The sequence below is a fragment of the Accumulibacter sp. genome, from assembly GCF_029255145.1.
In the GTDB taxonomy this organism is placed as follows: domain Bacteria; phylum Pseudomonadota; class Gammaproteobacteria; order Burkholderiales; family Rhodocyclaceae; genus Accumulibacter.
On sequence record NZ_JAPUVQ010000106.1, the window covers coordinates 22,525 to 38,797 of the forward strand.

General features: G+C 63.7%; 15 protein-coding genes. 2 read left to right on the forward strand and 13 right to left on the reverse strand.

All coding sequences use genetic code 11. The features are described from left to right. Positions 1-13: 13 nt before the first annotated feature. From Q1L50_RS10885 to Q1L50_RS10930, 10 genes are all read right to left on the reverse strand, one after another. The gene (locus tag Q1L50_RS10885) at positions 14-1,201 is read right to left on the reverse strand and encodes a TIGR03088 family PEP-CTERM/XrtA system glycosyltransferase (RefSeq protein ID WP_300338476.1); all 1,188 of its coding nucleotides are present in this window, start codon (positions 1,199-1,201) and stop codon (positions 14-16) included. Continuing rightward, positions 1,198-2,754: an exosortase A gene (gene xrtA / locus Q1L50_RS10890; protein ID WP_300338479.1), complete on the reverse strand. Its 1,557-nt coding sequence runs from the start codon at positions 2,752-2,754 to the stop codon at positions 1,198-1,200. The genes Q1L50_RS10885 and xrtA overlap by 4 nt, the downstream gene beginning before the upstream one ends. A gap of 72 nt (positions 2,755-2,826) precedes the next feature. Then, positions 2,827-3,912 carry a FemAB family XrtA/PEP-CTERM system-associated protein gene (locus Q1L50_RS10895; RefSeq protein ID WP_300338481.1) on the reverse strand — a complete coding sequence of 362 codons (1,086 nt, stop codon included), beginning with the start codon at positions 3,910-3,912 and terminating at the stop codon, positions 2,827-2,829. Continuing rightward, positions 3,912-4,769 carry an XrtA system polysaccharide deacetylase gene (locus tag Q1L50_RS10900; RefSeq protein WP_300338484.1) on the reverse strand — a complete coding sequence of 286 codons (858 nt, stop codon included), beginning with the start codon at positions 4,767-4,769 and terminating at the stop codon, positions 3,912-3,914. Before Q1L50_RS10900 ends, Q1L50_RS10895 begins: the two co-directional genes overlap by 1 nt. A 19-nt stretch (positions 4,770-4,788) precedes the next feature. Then, positions 4,789-5,958 (reverse strand): UDP-N-acetylglucosamine 2-epimerase (non-hydrolyzing), encoded by a 1,170-nt coding sequence (wecB, locus tag Q1L50_RS10905; protein ID WP_300338487.1) that lies wholly within the window; start codon positions 5,956-5,958, stop codon positions 4,789-4,791. 2 nt (positions 5,959-5,960) lie between these two features. Further along, complete coding sequence (locus Q1L50_RS10910; protein ID WP_300338490.1) at positions 5,961-7,064, reverse strand: XrtA/PEP-CTERM system-associated ATPase; 1,104 nt, start codon at positions 7,062-7,064, stop codon at positions 5,961-5,963. Between the two features lie 9 nt (positions 7,065-7,073). Then, a complete protein-coding gene (locus tag Q1L50_RS10915) occupies positions 7,074-8,597 on the reverse strand; it encodes a TIGR03016 family PEP-CTERM system-associated outer membrane protein (protein ID WP_300338493.1) in 1,524 nt (507 codons plus the stop codon). Between the two features lie 64 nt (positions 8,598-8,661). Beyond that, entirely contained in the window at positions 8,662-9,630 is a 969-nt protein-coding gene (locus Q1L50_RS10920; protein WP_300338496.1) for an XrtA-associated tyrosine autokinase, read from the reverse strand. Between the two features lie 9 nt (positions 9,631-9,639). Next, positions 9,640-11,199 (reverse strand): XrtA system polysaccharide chain length determinant, encoded by a 1,560-nt coding sequence (locus Q1L50_RS10925; RefSeq protein ID WP_300338499.1) that lies wholly within the window; start codon positions 11,197-11,199, stop codon positions 9,640-9,642. Positions 11,200-11,298: 99 nt separating this feature from the next. Next, positions 11,299-11,928, reverse strand: a complete 630-nt coding sequence (locus Q1L50_RS10930) for an XrtA/PEP-CTERM system exopolysaccharide export protein (RefSeq protein ID WP_300338502.1) — start codon at positions 11,926-11,928, stop codon at positions 11,299-11,301. A gap of 581 nt (positions 11,929-12,509) precedes the next feature. On the opposite strand from Q1L50_RS10930, the gene Q1L50_RS10935 reads away from it, so the two are divergent. Beyond that, a complete protein-coding gene (locus Q1L50_RS10935) occupies positions 12,510-13,325 on the forward strand; it encodes a CheR family methyltransferase (protein ID WP_300338505.1) in 816 nt (271 codons plus the stop codon). 64 nt (positions 13,326-13,389) lie between these two features. Here Q1L50_RS10935 and Q1L50_RS10940 read toward each other — a convergent pair whose 3' ends face one another. Genes Q1L50_RS10940 through Q1L50_RS10950 form a run of 3 tightly spaced genes read right to left on the reverse strand, consistent with a single transcriptional unit; the run spans position 13,390 to position 16,157 of the window. Then, on the reverse strand, positions 13,390-14,688 hold the full coding sequence (locus tag Q1L50_RS10940; RefSeq protein ID WP_300338508.1) for a TRAP transporter large permease subunit: 1,299 nt from the start codon (positions 14,686-14,688) through the stop codon (positions 13,390-13,392). 13 nt (positions 14,689-14,701) lie between these two features. Continuing rightward, a complete protein-coding gene (locus Q1L50_RS10945; protein ID WP_300338510.1) occupies positions 14,702-15,220 on the reverse strand; it encodes a TRAP transporter small permease subunit in 519 nt (172 codons plus the stop codon). A gap of 55 nt (positions 15,221-15,275) precedes the next feature. Beyond that, entirely contained in the window at positions 15,276-16,157 is an 882-nt protein-coding gene (locus Q1L50_RS10950) for a TRAP transporter substrate-binding protein (protein WP_300338515.1), read from the reverse strand. Here Q1L50_RS10950 and Q1L50_RS10955 point away from each other — a divergent pair. Continuing rightward, on the forward strand, positions 16,081-16,273 hold a 193-nt coding region (locus Q1L50_RS10955), incomplete at its 3' end, for a hypothetical protein (protein WP_300338518.1). The two genes, Q1L50_RS10950 and Q1L50_RS10955, sit on opposite strands and share 77 nt — an antisense overlap.

The window sequence follows — 16,273 nt, forward strand, 5'->3', positions numbered from 1 at the left end:
TTTCTGCGGTCGCCTAGCGGTGCAGCAAGGCCGTGCGGTCTGCCTTGCCGGTGCGCGCGTCGAGCAACTCGTCGTACAGCGCCTGGTGCCGTTCGCGCATCGCTTCCATGCTGAACCGCCGCTCGACCAGCGCCCGCCCCGCCTCGCCGGCAGCGCGGCTACGATCGGCGTCCAGCGCGTGGGCGGCGATCTGCTGCGCCATGGCCTCGACGTCGGCCGCCGGCACCAGTTCGCCAGTACGGCCGGCTTCGAGCAACTCGCCGTTGCCGCCGACATCGGTCGCGATCACCGGCAGGCCACTGGCCATCGCTTCCAGAATGGTGTTCGAGATGCCTTCGGCCAGCGAGGGTAGCACAAAGCAGTCCAGACCACGCAGGATGTCGGGCACGTCGTCGCGCTGCCCGGGCAGCCACGCCAGCTCAGCCACGCCGGCATCGTCGAGCAGTGCCTGCGCTTTGGCCCGCAGCGGCCCGTCGCCAATCATCACCAGTCGCAGACGACTCGCGAGTTCGGGGAATGCCGCCAGCGCACGAACGAAGGCCGCCGCCAGGGTGGTCTGATCCTTGACCACCTGCATCCGGCCGACGGTACCCACCAGCCAGCACCCCGGGTCGGGAAAAGGGCAGCCGGCAATCGGCGGGCGAGGCCGCGCCGGATGAAAAAGCCTGATATCGACGCCGTTGTAGATCTGCTCGACGCGGGCCGGCGAGATGCCGACGCGACCGGTCAGATAGTCGGCTAGGTCGCGCGACAGGGCGATGTAGCGGGTCACGAACGGGCTGTACAGGCGACGCAACCATTGGTACTTTTTGTTGGAGCCGTCCAGATCACCCACATCGCGGCCGTGCTCACCGTGAATCCGGACCGGGACGCCGGCCGCCCAGGCCGGGACGGCAACCTCCAGGGCCGCCAGATTGCGGCTGTGCACGATCGCCGGTCGCAGCTCCCGGAAGAGTCCGAACAGGCGCGGATAGAGCCACAGCGTGTGACCCGGCTTCTTCTTCAGCGCGATGAAACCGACGTCGTCACGCACGATGCGCTTTCGGAAATCGGTGATCTCGGTCAGCGAAATGACGACGTGCCGATAGGCGTCGCGCGGCATGTGATTGATCAGATTGACGACGCCGTTTTCCAGGCCGCCGACATCGAAGCGGAACACCACGTGCGCGACCAGCAGACGCGCGTCGTCCACCGGCATCATCGGGCATCCATGGTCTGCCGCAGCGCGGTCTCGATCGCCGGTCCGGCGGCACGGGCGAAATCATCGAGGACGGCATTGCCCGCGCCGGCCTGCTCCTGCGGCGCGTAGAGGACGATCACCGCGGAATCGTCGCCCTTGCCGGTGAGCCGTGAAAGAGCGGTGTAGACCTTGGCCATGGCATCGCTGGCCGTCCAGTGTCCATTGACCCAGTACCACTGCCAGACCACCAGGCGCGCCGCCGCAGGTCCACGCAACTCGCGCGTGCGGACCTGGATCTTTTGCTCTGCGAAGCCGATTTCACGCGTGCCGCTGGCCACCTTGACCCACAGCGGATCGTCGCTGCGCACCATCACGTTGGCCGAGCTGACCATCTTGTGCTGCTGGTCCTGGTTGCGGTAGTAGGCCAGGAAGAGCTCCGCCGTACGCCCGTCCTGCTCGAAGCGCGCTTGCGTGCGTGCGACATAGTTCGCGTATTCTGGTTGCCAGTCGTCAGGGTCGCTCGGCACAGCCTGCCAGCCGGCAATCGGCCCGAGCCGCGCAAGCTCGCTGACCTGCGGTGTCCTTTGCTGCTCGATTTGCCAGAGGCCGAGCGTGCAGCCACCGCCCACCAGCACGGTGAGTACCGCGGCGACCACCGAAGGCGCGGTCGTCGCCACCGCAGCGGCGCCCGCCGGGGCAAGGTTCGCGACCGGCGCGACCTGGTCATCATCCTCGCGCCAGCGCGCACCGATCCAGAACATCGACAGGATGACCACGCCAAAGAACAGCCAGCCGTAGATCAGATGGTCGACGCCGACGGCAAGCTTGTTCCCCGAGAGGTGGCCGATCATCACGATCAGGTAGGCCCGAACCCAGTTGGCAACGATCGGAACCAGAAAGGAAACGATCACAAAAACAACCCGTCGCGTCAATGAGCGATAGGTAAGATACGCAAACAGCGTGCCGACGGTGACCGAGGCGATGAGGTAGCGAACGCCGCTGCAAGCCTCGACCACCGACCAGCTGCCGGTCGGAATGACGAACCTCAGGCCTTCGCTGTGCACCGGGATGCCGCTCAGGCGCAGGCCGAGAACGGTGAAGTGCGCGGTCCAGTCCATCAGCGTCGGCAGCGCGAAGTCGCCGAAGGGGACGGCGAAGAACAGGAACAGCAGGGGAAAGGTGATCCGCCGTGCGACCTGCCAGCCTAGGACCGCCGGCACGGCAAGAACCAGCATCGCCACCAGGGCAAACTGCGAGACCACGTTGACCGCCGCCAGTTCGCCAAGCAGCCAGGCGAAACCGACGCCGGCAAACAACAAGACAGCGGCATAGCTGTGGCGGGGAGGCAGCGCGGCGAGGCTGGCACGCATGCGCCAGATCAACCACAAGGTGATCGGCGGCACGATGAAACCATGGGCATAGGTATCGGAGCGTTCCCAGATGCTGGCCATCGCCAGCGCCGTTTCGCGAAACAGCAGCACGGTGATCAGCACGGTCAGCGCGACTGCCGGCAGGGCGACTGGCCAGCCCGGGTGAGCGGCGACGGATGTCAGGCTTGGGGTGGGCTGCCTCATGGACGGGCTCTCAACAGGATGGTGCGGTAGTCATCAGTCAAACAGGGAAGCCGCTGATTTGCGCGGCACGCGCTAACCGAGGTTGCGAACGATGAACGGCCCCAGCCAGTTGGCCAGGCCGATCGGCAGCCGCCGCCAGGTCTCGATCAGCAGACGGTACTTGGCGTTCGACGGGTTGTTCTGCGGAATGGAGTCACGGCGGTAAAGGCAATACTCGTAGAACAGCGGCTGTGGCTCGAAACCCCAGTTCTTCTTGAAGGAATACGAGCCGGTGCCCTGCTTGCTGCGGCCGTAGTCGAAAACCTTGACGCCGCGCTCGCACGAGCGCCGCATCAGCTCCCAGTACTTGAAGTCGTTGGCCGCCAGATCGCGGGCCGACGGCTCGTCACCGGCGTAATAGGGCAGCACCTCGTCGCGAAAGTAGAAGCTCAAAACGCCACTCAAGGGGCGCCCGGCACCGTCTACGACCGTCAGCGCCTCGCAGTCGGCGCCGAACACCCGCTGCAGAGCTTCAAAATAGCGCCTGGGCAGCGCCGGCGTCCCATGCCGATGGACGTTGTCGGCGTAGAGGGCGAAGAAACGACTGCAATCGCCGTCGATTTCGCTGCGCAGTCCGTTCTTGATTCCCTTGCGCACCATCGCCCGCTGTTTGCGCGGGATGGCCAGCATGTTGGCTTCCACCTCCGGCGCGAGTTCCTTGCGAAAACGCACGTAAAGATCCTGCAACGGCCATTCCGGATGACGTTGCCGCAGATTGCGCAGTTCCAGATGGTCTACACCCAGGCGCCGGGCGATCGCCTGCGCCTCCAGTTCGAGCGCCTCGCCGGCCGCCGCGCTGTTCGCCGCGACGCCGCCATAGACGGCAAACGGCAGCGAGACCAGGGTGTTGCCGAACAGCACGCTCTTGACCTGCGCCAGCGGCAGAACGGCCTCGATGACGCCCGAACGTTCGGCGTAGAGGAAGAGCGTTCGATGGCCAAAGACCTCGCCGACGATCCGCTGCCAACCGGCCTTGTGGAAAAAAGTGGCTTCCGGACATGCGTCGACGAAAGCGTCCCATCTGGCGACGGCCAGGCGATCGTCCGGATTCAGGCTGTTGACGGCGAGCGGCGCGCTGGCGGCGACCAGCCTGGCCACTTCCTCGATCGTGTTGTTCATCAATTCACCATGGCCGCCCGAGTGCGCGCGTCAAGGAACACTTCGTCCATTCGCCCCCAGCGGAAGTCGGCGAGCAAACGCCTCAGGCGGCCTTCGGTGTGCTGCAGGTTGAGGTAGTGACGAAAGCGCGTCTTGGCACTGATCCCGGGGACCCGCGGCTGCCCGGCGTCGATCTCCCAGGGATGGAAGTAGAAGATCGCCGGCTGACGATCCAGCTCGTTGACCTTTTGCAGCAGCCACCGCGAAACCGGATACGGCAGCAAGCGGAAGTAGCCACCGCCACTGGCCGGCCAGTTGCGCTGAAAGAAGCGAGCGGTGGTCACCGGCAGTTCCAGCAAGCCCGCGCGCACCTGGTGCGCGAAGCGTGGCGCGTCCGGCATCCCGTAGTGATCGTGGCGAATCGGATAGATGCTCGAACTGTAACGGTAACCCGCCCGCTCGAGACAGTCGAAAGCCCACAGATTGCCTTCGCCGATCGAAAAACTCGGCGCCCGATAGCCCTTGACTTCCTGACCCGAGAGGTCTTCCAGCAGCTTCTTGGCCGACCCGATGTCGGCCGAGAACTCGGCTTCACTGAGCTCGCTGGCACGCTGGTGACCGTAGCCGTGACTGGCCAGCTCGTGTCCTGCCTCGACGATCCGCCGAACGAGCTGCGGGTAGCGCTCGGCGACCCAGCCGAGGGTGAAGAAGGTCGCCGCGGTCTGGTGCTCGTCGAGCATCAGAAGAATGCGGTCGACGTTGCTCTCGACCCGGCACTCGCGCGAATCCCACTGCTCACGGGCGATATACGGGGCCAGCGCGGAGACCTGGAAATAGTCTTCGACGTCGATGGTCATGGCGTTGGTGATCGCTGCCATTTTTCTCAACGCGCTCCCGCTATCCGACGCGCTGCGCGTGGCGCGCCAGCAGCCACGCCGAGAGGTCGGCGGCGATTCGCTCGGCCGCCCGCCCATCCCAGAACTCGGGGATGCGCCCGCTCTTGCCGGCCCCCGACAGGATCTCGTCGACGCCCCTGCGGATCGCCTGCGGATCGGCGCCGACCAGGGTATTGGTTCCCTGCTCGATGGTGATCGGACGCTCGGTGTTCTCGCGGATCGTCAGGCAGGGAACGCCGAGCGCGGTACTCTCCTCCTGCAGCCCCCCCGAATCGGACAGGACGAGTTTCGCACTGGCCAGCAAGCCGAGCATTTCCAGGTAACCCTGCGGCGGCAGAAGGACGATGCGTGGGCTGCGCAGCAGTTCGCCCAAGCCGAAGCGTTCGATGTTGGCGCGCGTGCGTGGATGCATGGCAAAGACCAGCGGCAGCCCGTCCGAGACTTCGCGGAGCACCGCCAGCAGCGCTTGCAGGGTGTCCGAACGATCGACGTTGGACGGACGGTGCAGCGTCACCACGCCGTAGCCGGAAGCGTCGTCGATCACCGCCGGGTCGCCACCGGCGATCTGCAGGGTCTTCGCCGGTGCTTGCGCAAACTCCCGGTTGGCGAGCAGCGAGTCGATCATCACGTTGCCGACGAAGCACACGCGCTCCTCGGCCACCCCTTCGCGCGTCAGGTTGGCGAGCGCGCTACGCTCGGTGGTGTACAGGCGGTCGGCGATCTGGTCGGTGAGAACACGGTTGATTTCCTCGGGCATCGCTCGATCGTGGCTGCGCAGGCCCGCTTCGACATGCACCACCGGCACGTCCTTCTTGGCGCAAACCAGCGCACAGGCCAGCGTCGAATTCACGTCGCCGACCACCAGCACGCACGAAGGCCGCTGGCTGTCCAGGACCGGTTCGAAGCGCTTCATCACTTCCGCCGTCTGCACCGCGTGCGTCGCCGAACCGACTTCCAGATTGATATCCGGACGCGGCAGGCGCAGATCGGCGAACAACCGATCGTTCATGTCCTTGTCGTAGTGCTGGCCGGTGTGCAGCAGCAGGGTCGGCAGGGCCGGCCGGTGGGCACCGAAGGCGCGGAGGATCGGCGCCATCTTCATGAAATTGGGCCGAGCGCCGACCACGCAGACCACCGGACCCAGATCAGAGGGCCATTGCTCATCAGTCAAGATCATTTTCCTTCATGTTTTGCGCGCACCGAATCAACCAGTTGCTGAATCAGCGACAGAACGGCTGCGTTGCTGCGCTCCAGGCGAACGATGCTGCGCTCGATGCGGATCAGGCGCTGCTCCACATGGCCGCTCTTCAGATCGGCAATGGCGCGCGACGCACGCTCGGCCGTGCTGCTGTCGAGTTCGAGTCGCGACAGGTCGATGTCCAGAATGCCGCTGTCGGTAAGCTGCGGGGTCGCCGGGGCAGTGGCCTCGTGGCCGATATCGCTCGCGCTCATCGACCTTGAAGACTGCGTTTCCTCGCGCAGTTCCTTGGCCACTTCTTCAACGTCGGCACGTGTGAACGCGCTTTTCCCGGTCAGGAAGCCGGACAACAACAGTCGATCGCAGTGGGCGTTGATCCGTCGCGGGATCCCCCCGCTGGCCTCGAAAACGGCTTCGAAGGCGCCTGCGTCAAAGCGCGGCGAACCTTGCGAACCGGCGCACTTGAGGCGGTGCTCGATGTAGGCCTGGGTCTCGTCCTGATCCATCGGGCCAATATGACAGGCGGCGATCACGCGCTGGCGCAATTGCTGCATCTGCGGGCTCTGCATGACCTTGCGGAACTCCGGTTGGCCGATCAGGAAACTTTGCAGCAAGGCCTGCGTGCCAAACTGGAAGTTCGACAACATCCGCAGTTCCTCGACCGCACGCGGCGTCAGGTTCTGCGCTTCATCGACGATCAGCAGGCAACGTTTCCCCTGGCTGGTGACCTCGACCAGAAAAGCCTCGAGCGCCAGCAGCAGCTCCGACTTGCCGACGTTCCTGGTGCCAACGCCAAACGCGGCCGCGACCATCCGCAAGGTGTCCTCGGCATCGAGCTGGGTGCTGACCAGCTGCGCGGCGACCACTTTGTCGGAGTCGAGGTCGTTGAGCAGACCGCGAACGATGGTCGTCTTGCCGGCGCCGATCTCGCCGGTGACGACGATGAATCCCTCGTTCTGATTCAGGCCGTATTCGAGGTAGGCCATGGCGCGGCGGTGCTGCTTGGAAGCGAAATAGAACGAGGGGTCTGGATTCAGTTGAAACGGCTTGCTGGTCAAACCATAGAAAGACTCGTACATGACTACCGATCAAAAACGGTGAGAGATGCCGCCGGTCAGCGCGCTCTCCGTGTAGCTGCTCACACCACTGGAAACCACCCTGCGCGCGCCGATGTTGGCACTGGTATTCGGCGAGAAGCTGGTCGACAGCACCAGATAGCCGCCGGTCGTCTCGGTTTCCGGCGAGTTGGCGGTGAAGGTGCTGCTGCGCTGCTGGTTGAGCGCGAAAGAGAGCGACGAGATACCGCTCAGCTTGTGTGACCAGACGATGCCGTAGCCGCGTTGCAGGGTCCGGTTGGGCAAAGAGAAGTTGTTGGTCGCGCCGTTGATCAGGCTGAGGTTCTGTTGCTCGCTACGGGTCGCGGTGAAAGTGACGGTGTTGCGCACCCCCATCAGGGCACCGGTCAGCTGCATCAGATTCTGCACGTTTGGACGATTGGTCAGGTAGCCATCGACGACCGAGCTGTTGGCCGGAACGCCGCTTTCGAGAAGCAACTGCGCAACCTGCGCCGCGATCGCCTCCGGCGGCAGTCCGGGGTTGGCCGCCGAGATGATCGTATAGAAAGCATTGTAGTTGTTGCCCTGCCCGGTGTTCCCCACCCCGGGTGGCTGCAGCGAGACGTCCTTGCTCGCCAGGAAGGAGAACATCGAACGTGGCCGCCGATGACTGAACTCGACGTTGTATCCGGTCCCGAAAAACCGGTTCTGGACCAAGGCATGCAATTTGGTGCGGTTGTCCGGCGTCCAGTCAAAACCCCCACCACGCGTGAAGTTCGACTGCTGCTGCAGGCTGACGTAGTCGTTCGACTCCTGGCCGCCAATCAGAGACACCTGGATCTGCGGATTGAAGCGGTACGACAGGGTCACCATGTAGCGCGATGCGTCGTAGGTCCGGCCATTCGAGTAATCGTTATGCTGGCTCATCGCATCCAGCGCCCAGGTGACGCTGTTCCAGCGCGTGCCGCCCTTGAGGGCGCCGGTCCACTCGGTGGTATCCAGGTTGGACGCCAGATTCGATTGCGAACTGGTCGTCGTCGCCCGATAGCGCAGCAGGTAATCAGCCCAGTTGAGCAGTCTGCCCTTGAGGTACGGCGAGAGCGCGTAGCTCGACGTCTCGGTCTGGTTTTTGTTGACGTTGGCGGTACTCGGCGACACCGCACCAAAGGCGGACAGGTACTGCTGCGAGATGGTCCCGGTACCATCGATGAACAGCAGGTCTTCAATGGCCTCGATCGTCCCGATCGCATTTAGAGAATTCAGGTGATTGTTGGAATTGCTCTCGCGGGCATAGAGTTGTTCGGTCAGGACGTAATTGAGCCGCAGCTTGGCCCGGCTTCCCGTGCCCTCGATCGCGATCCCTGGCGAGATCGCCGAAACCAGATCGCTGGTCTTGTTGGTGGACGTGAGGAAGACGTTGTCGGTCAAGGTCTCGTTAACCGCCAGGGTCGGGGTGATCCGCCACTTCTCGGCGTGCGCCGGAACGGCGGTGAACAACGGCACCAGGCCCAGCAGCACGGCCGAGCGCAGACCGCAACGCTCTCGGCACCCTTTCAACGGGGCCTGACTGGCTGTTGAAGTCGCCAGGAAGCGCCGAGCGCCAGCGGCATGCCGCGGCCGCTCAAACGCCATCTGAGCCATAGCCATAGTTACCATAACCGTACCCGTATCCATACCCGTATCCATCCTGGGTGCTGGCTCTCGCCTGGTTGAGCAACATCAGCTTTACCGGGCACGATTCAATGGCTGCCAGGGCGTGCTTGAGGTCACTGCGAACCGTGCTCTCAGCCTTCACCACGACCACTACCTGACCCATGTGGGTCGCCAATGCACGCGCCTCGGTGGTCATCAGCAGCGGCGGCGAGTCAAAGATGATGATCCGGTCGGGATAACGGTTGGCCATCTCTTCGAGCAGGCCGACCATCGCGTCGCTGGCCAGCAGTTCGGTCGCGCGCGGGTGCTGCGTGCCGCTCGGCAGAATGCTGAGTGTTTCGACGTTGGTTTTCAGCAGAACCTGCGAGAGCTCGACCGAGTCGTCGGTGATCACATCGAGCAGGCCGCGCGACGGCGGCAAACCGAGCATCTTGAGCACCGACGGCTTGGGCACATCGGCATCAACCAGCATCACCGTATTGTCCAGTTCCATGGCGATGCTCATCGCCAGATTGATCGCCGTAAACGTCTTGCCCTCGCCAGACAACGCGCTGGTCACCATGATCAGGTTGCCGCGCTTGATCTGCGTCGCGCCCTTGCCCATGGCGTTGGCGATCAACGGCCGCTTGATCACCCGGTATTGATCGGCAAGCTGCGAGCGCGGAGCATCCGGACTGATCAGGCCGCTGACGGTGAGCGCGTTGAGGTCCAGCTCGATCCGGCGAGATACCGTCGCCGGCGCTCCCCGAGGCGCGGCGTCGCCGGTCAGCACGGCGCGTTGGCGCTTGAAATCCGCCGCCAAGGCGGACGGGCGAGGGAAATCGGGCGTCACTTCGGCAGGCGCCGGCTCGCCGTCGGCGACAACCGAACCGGGGACATCCACACCCGCCCGGCGCAGCTGTGCCAGACGCTTCGCGGCTTGTTCGATGAGGCTCATCTCTTTTCCTCAGGCAGTACGGACGGAAAAAAGGAACAAGGCCAGGAGCCCCGCACCATAGGCGCCGACCAGCGAGATACAGGCCGCGGCAAAGCGCAACAGGTCCCTTCTGTCGCGGCGCTTCGTCAGTTCATCGGTGAGCATCGACACCGTCCCCAGCAAGGGCAGGCCGCAGGCTTCGCGCAAAGCCCGTGAATCGAAAAATACCGGGCGAAGCTGACTGGCAGCAAAGGTGACCGCCACCCCGGCAGCCAGGGCGAGTAGCAGGGTCAACGGCAGAAACAGGGTACGGTTGGGCGCCACCGGCTTCGGCGACACCCGCGGCGGGTCGATCAAGCGGAAATCGACGCCGACGGTGTTGTTGATCTCGCTCCCCATGTTCGCCGATTCGCGCCGCTGCACCAGTTGTTCGTAGTTCTTCTTGTTGATATCGTAGTCGCGGTTGAGCTGGGCGAACTCGGCCTCGATCTGAGGCATCATCTTGACCGCCTCTTTCATCTGGTCGTAGCGGGACTGATACTCGGCGACGCGGGTGCGCAGGGCGGCAACATTCGCTTCCGCTTCGGAAACCGAAATGCGCAGTTGCTGGTGCACCGGATTGCTGTTCACCGAAGTCGCCGGGCTGGCCAGCGCCGCCTTGCGTCGGGCGGCGACCTCCTTGCGCTTCTCTTCCTCAAGGTCCTTGATCAGCCGACGCGTGCTGACGACGTCGGGATGCTTGTCGGTAAAGCGCTGCAACATGGCGTCCAGATTGCGCTGCATGACGTCCAGCCGGCCGTCGAGTTCGGGAATCGAAATCCCCGACATCGACTCCTGGCTGGCATCCGGCAGCAGCGACGGCTCCTCGCCGAGAATCTGCCGCTTGAGCACATCGCGGGACTGCTCGGCCTCGCGCAAGGCGAGCTTGCTCTGCTCAAGCAGCGCGCCCATCTCGGTCATCTTGGCGAAATGGTCCTTTCCTTCGGAGCTCTGGGTGTCCAGGTGGCGCAGCTTGAATTCCTTGAGCCGCGCCTCGGCTTCCTCAAGCTTCTGTTCATACGAGGTGATCTGTTCGTCGATGAATTTCCGGGCCGATTCCGAGTCCCGGCGCGCATCGCCGAGATTGGACTCGACGAAGATCGACACCAGCGACTGCACCACCCGTTTGGCGCTCTCGGGCTGCGTGTCGCGGTAGTTGATGGTGTAGATGTTGTCGCGCGTGGTGTTGGCGATCTTCAGCGACGCCATCAATTCCTCGGCCAGCGCGTCCTTTTCCGCCTTGGACTGGATCTTGAGGTCAAGGTCCGCCATCCGGATCAGCTTCTCGACATTCGGCCGGGTAATCAGCGTCCGACTCAGCATCATCACCTGCTGATCAAGATTGGGCTGGGTCACCAGGCCGGTCATCAGTGGACGGAGAATCGACTGGGTGTCGACAAAAATTCGCGCCGATGCCTCGTACTTGTCGGGTATCGCCAGCACGGCGGCGACACTGGCGACGCCGACGACCCAGGCGACGACAACCCCCAGCCAACGGCGTTTCCACATTCCGCGCAGGATCGTTGTCGCTTGTCGAAGCAGTTCATCCATCGGATTCAGACTCTATCGGTATCGGTTGCAGGACTGTCCACCACTTCCTGTGACGCGACGGACAGCAGAAGAAGCATCCTGACGCTAGCGCCAGACCAATCAGAACCAGCTTTGCGGAATGATCAGCACGTCGCCCGGCTTGACGTCGACGTTGGCGGTCACGTCACCGCGCCGGATCAGATCGTTCAGGCGAACGCTGTACTGTTTGTTGTCATCAGACGCGCGCACCAGCGTCGCGCCATTGCCGTCGGCAAAATCGGTCAGCCCCCCGACCGAGATCATCACGTCGAGCAAGGTCATCTTCTGCCGGTAGGGCAGCGCCTGCGGTTTCGATGCCTCGCCGATCACCCGAATCTGCTCGCTCTGACTGCCGATAAAGGTATTCACCACGACCGTCACCACCGGATCCCGGATGAACGTGCCCAGCGCTTTTTCCATGTCGCGCGCCAGCATCGTCGGCGTCTTGCCCATCGCCTGCATGTCCTCGATCAGCGGTCCGGCGATCAAGCCATCCGGACGAACCGGAACCGCCATCGAAAGCTCGGGGTTGCGCCAGACGATGATATTCACGTTGTCGCCAGGGCCGATGATGTAGCGGTAGTCGGGCGAAGCGGCGGCAACCGGCGCCGGTGGATAGGATGATGCGCAACCCACGACAAGCGCGCCCAGCGCGCCGAGCACAACCCAACGAAACGCGGCGCCGAAAACATGGTGCAGGCGTGTAAGCATGATCCTCTCCTTTTTAGTCGCCGGCCTGGAAACGGGTTGCGGCAAATCCCCAAGACATTGCGCTGACGGGTATCGTGAAGCGCGCCACAGTATAGTTGAATTGTCCCTGAAGGCGAAAGTGACGCTCCCGGCCGGCCAATTCGCTCATTTCGTTCAAGACTCACCTCTTTGCGGCAACAGCTCGCCGGCGGCGGCAACGAACGGCGCCAACGACCCCCCGAATCGCCGAATCGCCGAAGCCGCACGCCGGTCGCAGCGAGCGGCCGGATGGTGCGGGCGCGCCGGACGCCCTTCCAGCACCCTCCTGGCATCGCACCGGCGTCGGCCTCGCTTCCCGGAAGACTACCGGTCCTGCTTCCTGATCACCGTCGCGCGGCTGATCACCAAGTGCAGAATACCGGCTTCATTGTGTCGGACAGGAGAAATAACGCACACTTCGCCAAGTTTCTTTAGCCCGACTTCACCGGCGACCGAGGAGCATTCTATAACATGCTGATATATCGTGAGAACAACAATGCCGCGTGCTTGCCTGTGGTCATCGCCTGGCGACCAGCAGCGGTGAAGCGCGTGCTGGGCCCGCGATGATCGAGCAGGCGATCATTAGCGACCAGGAGTTTCTCCTGTTTCAGCGCCTGATCCACAAGCTCGCGGGCATCAATCTGGCCGACAGCAAGAAGGTGCTGCTGGTCGGCCGCCTGCAGCGCCGCCTCCGGGAACGCCAGCTCGACAGCTTCGGCCAGTATTACCGCCAGCTCACCAGCGGCCAGCACCCCGATGAAGTTCAGACAATGATCGATCTGCTGACCACCAACGAGACCTACTTCTTTCGTGAATCCAGGCACTTCGACTTCCTGCGCGACGAAATCCTGCCGACCCGGCGGTTGGGCGGCAACGTTCGTATCTGGAGCGCCGCCAGCTCAAGCGGCGAAGAGGCCTACAGCATCGCGATGCTGCTCGCCGAAAGACTGCCGCATACCCCCTGGGAGGTTTTCGGGTCCGACATCAGCACCCAGGTCCTGGCCAGGGCGCGGGCCGGCCTCTACCCGCTGCAGCGCAATGAAGGAATTCCTGAAGCGTGCATGCGCAAGTACTGCCTGCAGGGAGCAGCTGCCGGCCCGGGAAACTTCCTGATTGCGCCGAAGATTCGCCAGCAGGTGCGCTTTGCTCAGGTCAATCTGACGCAAGTGATCGATCCCGGAATCGGATCTTTCGAAGTCATCTTCCTGCGCAACGTAATGATCTATTTCGATGGCGAAACCAAGCGCAAGGTGGTCGCCAATCTGCTGCCGCGGCTGCTCCCCGGCGGCTACCTGCTCGTTGGCCATTCGGAGTCGCTGCATGGGATCAGCGATCGGCTGGCGCAGGTACGACCGACGATCTACCGGAAACCGGAGTGAATGCCGCGAGCGACGCTCGCCGTGGCTCGGCGCAATAGCGACCCTGCGGCCTGTGCGGCGGCGTTCAGCGGATCATTTTCGCCGGCAGCCAGGTGACGATCCCCGGAAACCAGTAGGTAATCGTGACCGCCACGCACATCAGCACGAAATACGGCGTCGCGTAGCGCGCGATCTCGCTGATCTGGCGACCGGTCATCCCCTGCAGCACGAACAGATTGAAGCCGACCGGCGGCGTTATCTGCGCCATTTCGACCACCAGCACGATAAAGATCCCGAACCAGATCAGGTCGATGCCGGCGGCAGTCACCGTCGGCAGCAGCACCGCCATGGTCAGCACGACCATCGAAATGCCGTCGAGAAAGCAGCCCAGGGTAATGAACAGGACGCCCAGAACGAGCAGCAGCAGGCCCGGCGCCAGTCCGAGCGAAGCGACCCAGGCGGCCAGTTGCCGCGGCAGGCCGATGTAAGCCATGGCCAGCGTCAGGAACGACGAACCCGAGAGGATCAGCGCGATCATGCAATACAGGCGGGTAGCGCCCATCAGGCTGTCCCGGAAGCTGGTCCAGGGCAGCGAGCGCTGGAGCAGCGCGATGATCAGACTGCCGACCACGCCGATGCCGGCGGCCTCGGTCGCCGTCGCGACACCGGCGTAGATCGATCCGAGGACGGCAGCGATCAGCACCACCACCGGGATCAGGTTCCGGGAGGCCGCAAGCTTCTGCGCCAGCGTCGTGCGTTCGCCGATCGGCGGCACCTGTTCGGGATGGCGCAGCGCCCACAGCACTACCCAGCCCATGAACAGCGCAGCCAATAGCAGGGCCGGCATCACGCCGGCGATGAACAGCCTGGCGATCGACACCTCGGCCGCCACCCCGTAGACGATCATGATGATCGACGGCGGAATCAGCAGCCCCAGCGTGCCGGCACCGGCCAGGGTACCGATCGCCATGTGCTCGGGATAGCCGCGCCTACTCAGTTCGGGCAGGGTGATCTTGCCGATCGTCGCGCAGGTCGCCGCCGACGACCCCGAGACCGCGGCAAAAATCGTGCAGCCGATGATGTTGGCGTGCAGCAGGCGGCCGGGAAGCCGCTCCAGCCACGGCGACAGCCCCCTGAACATGTCATCCGAAAGGCGGGTGCGAAAAAGTACTTCACCCATCCACAGGAACAGCGGCAGCGCGGTCAGCGTCCAGCCCGAGCTTGACCCCCAGATGGTGACCGCCATCGCGTCGCCCGGCGGGCGCGGCGTAAAGGCCAGCATGCCGGCGTAGCCGACCGCCGCCAGTGCCAGCCCGATCCAGACGCCGCCGGCAAGAAAGGTCAGCAGCACGACGACCAGCGCCGCCGCGATCAACACGTCCATGCGGCCGCTCCGGTCACTCGATCCGCGCCGCTTCGCCGCCGGCCTTGACCAGCCGCGCTGGCGGACGACCGAGGCTGATCAGCAGCAAATCGTCGATGAAGGCCAACAGCAGGATCACGGTGCCGACCGCCATGGCCAGCTGCGGAATCCACAAGGGCGTCGCGTCGACTCCCTGCGAAATGTCGTTGAACTGCCGGGAGTTGAGCACCAGGCGCACGCTGTACCACGCCAGGGCGCCGCTGACCAAGGTGCCAAAGGCCAGCGCAAACCATTCGAGCATTCTCCTCGGCGTCGCCGCGAGGCGCTCGACCAGCAGCGTGACGCGAATATGTTCGCCGTGCTTGAAGGTGTAGGCCAGCGCCAGGAAGCCGGCGGCAGCCATGCAGTAGCCGGCGTAGTCGTCGGTACCACGAACGTAGATTCCCAGTTCGCGGGTGACGACGCCGGTGATCACCATCAGCAGTACGCCGACCATGAACAGCGCCGCCACGGCACCGCTGCCGCGATAGATCAGGTTGAGCAGGGTTCGCATCGCCGGCCGCGGAAGTCGGGCCACCGCCACCGGCGGCCCGACTTCCGCGCGTGGCCTATTTCCTGACCGCCTTGCGGTAAGCGTCGTAGACCTGCTGACCGTCCGGACCAGCCTGTTCGAGCCAATCCTTGGTCATCTTGTCGCCGATTCTGACGAGATCCTTTTTCAGATCGGCCGAAGCCGGCAGGACCTTCATGCCGTTCTTCTTCAGCTGCTCGACGTACCACAGGGTCTTTTCCTCGGAGATCTTCCAGCCGCGCAGCTCCGCGGCTGCCGCCGCCTTCAGCAGAGCGTCGCGGGTCGGCTGGTCGAGGCTGTCGAACTGCTTCTGGTTCACGATCACCACGTTCTTCGGCAACCAGGCCTGGACGTCGAAGTAATAGCTCAACTGTTCCCAGCTCTTCGAGTCGTAACCGGTCGAGGCTGAAGTGATGTTCGCGGAAACGACGCCGGTGGTCAGAGCCTGCGTCAGTTCGGCGGCCTGCACGGTCACCGGCTGGGCGCCCATCAATTCAATCATCCGGGCGACGGTCGGGCTGTAGGAGCGAATCTTCACGCCCTTGAGGTCCGCCGAAGAATTGAGCGCCACCTTGGAATAGATCCCCTGCGGTGGCCACGGCACCGAGAAAAGGATCTTCAGTCCCTGCCTGGCGAATTTTTCCTCGATCCTGGCGCGCGACGCCTGCCACAGCGCTCTGGCCTCAGGGTAGCTGCTGGCCAGGAAGGGAATGGTGTCGAGGGCGAACAGCGGATCTTCGTTGGCCGCACCGGAAATGATGATCTCGCCGACCTGCGCCTGCCCGCCCTGGACGGCGCGCTTGATTTCGTTGGCCTTGTACAGCGAGCCGTTGGCATGCACCGTGATCTTCAGCTTGCCACTCGTCGCCGCGTCGACGTCGGCGGCAAACTTCTGGATGTTCTCGGTGTGGAAGTTCAGATTTCCTGATCTCGGAGGAAACCCGGTTGGCACTTTAGACGAGGGCGAAGGTCATTCTTGCCCCGGTTTCCGGATGCGGGAAATCTTGCAGGGTGAGTTCCTCGAGGAGCGCGGCG